The organism is Rhodococcus sp. (in: high G+C Gram-positive bacteria) (genome assembly GCF_049286785.1).
GTDB lineage: Bacteria > Actinomycetota > Actinomycetes > Mycobacteriales > Mycobacteriaceae > Rhodococcus_F.
Window position 1 is genome coordinate 1 of sequence record NZ_JBAQEO010000067.1, and the last position, 1,634, is coordinate 1,634.

Annotated in this window: 1 protein-coding gene and 1 pseudogene; both read left to right on the forward strand. The window is 65.2% G+C overall.

Features of this window, described 5'->3' with window-relative positions:
- Nucleotides 1-928 (forward strand): beta-hydroxydecanoyl-ACP dehydratase (locus WAW17_RS02475; RefSeq protein ID WP_422331437.1); only part of this gene is annotated, 928 nt, incomplete at its 5' end.
- Nucleotides 925-1,634, forward strand: a pseudogene (locus WAW17_RS02480) (2-nitropropane dioxygenase); the annotation flags it as partial. The gene WAW17_RS02475 and the pseudogene WAW17_RS02480, both read left to right, overlap by 4 nt.

The following is a 1,634-nucleotide window of genomic DNA, read 5'->3' on the forward strand; positions in this document are numbered from 1 at the left end:
GTACTACGCCGACAGTGCGAACGAGTCGATGCCGCACTTCGTGTACATGGAGACGTCGCTGCAAGCTGCCCTCCTGATGGGGTACTACCTGGGACCCACCCTCACAGCACCGAACACCACGCAGAGCCTGCGAAATCTCGGCGGAACAGCGACGGTTCTGCGGCAGGTAGATCTGCGGGGCAAGACAATTCAGCAGGAATCCCGTCTACTCTCGACCACGCTGCTTCCCGGGTCGTCGTTGCAGAGCTTCGACTACACGCTGTCGGTGGACGACGAGCCGTTCTACCAGGGCGAAACGATGTTCGGATACTTCAGTGACGAGGCGCTCGCGAATCAGACCGGACTCGATGCGGGACGGAGCGCCCCGACCTGGCTCGGTGAACAGGGGAACGAGGTGGTGCTCCGCCGCCTCGATCTCGCGGCCCGACGAGCGGACCCTGCCGCTCGGCTCTGCTCACGCGGAACGCTGGCCCTGCTCGACTGGGTCGACGTCGTCGACGGCGGTGGCACGTTCGGCAACGGCTATCTTCATGCGCTGCGCGACATCGACCCCGAGGACTGGTTCTTCGACCGGCACTTCCATCTCGATCCGGTCATCCCGGGATCCCTCGGCGTCGAATCCGTGATTCAAGCGATGCAGGAGTGGGCGGTGGACGCGGGCTTCGCCGACAACCTTCACGATCCGGCCTTCGACATTCCCGAGGGAGTCGCATTCACCTGGAAGTACCGTGGCCAGTTCCTTCCGGCCGACGGCACGTGTGAGCTCGAGGTCCATATCAAGACCGTCTCGGTCAGTGCGGACGGTGTCGTCATCACGGCGGATGCGTCCCTGTGGAAGCCGGGACTGCGCATCTACGAACTCCTGGACATTTCGATCGAACTCACCGAACGGGCGATCGAACTCAACGAACGGAAGGCACCGGCATGACCACGTCCTCTGCGTCCGCACCGGTGCGATCCGCAGCCGGAGTGCAGAACCTGTTGCTCGACCTCGAGAAACCGTGCTGGGTTGTCCGGACCTCCGACGGAGTCGGTATGGTGGCGGACGAGGTGGTCGCATCGCGCTCAGAGGTACTCGGCGCGGTAGGGCCGTTGTCGCCGCAGTCGCTGGGAGACAGCACATTCCGTGGGTTTCATGGTGTTCGTTCAGCCTATGCAGCAGGGGCGATGGCCAACGGAATCTCCTCACCGGAGATGGTGATCGCGCTGGCGCGCGCCGGCGCTCTCGCCTCGTACGGTGCGGCCGGCGTCGTGCCTGCACGGATCGACGCCGCGCTCGCGGAGCTCGCGGGCGCCCTGGGGGATACGCCCTACGCCTGCAATCTCATCCACAGCCCCACCGAACCAGCGCTCGAACGTGCGATTGTCGACGCCTGCCTGCGACACCGGGTTCGCTGCATCGAGGCATCTGCGTTCATGGATCTGAGTCCCGAAGTGGTGCGCTATCGTCTCGCCGGGCTCTCCCAGGAGGCATCTGGTCGAATAACGCGCGCGCACAGGGTGATTGCCAAGGTCTCGCGGGTGGAGGTCGCGGAGAAGTTCCTGCGTCCCGCCCCGGCCGCGCTGGTTCGGACGCTGGTCGAGCGCGGCCAGATCACCGCCGAGCAGGCGCGGCTGGGGGAGCGGGTGCCGAT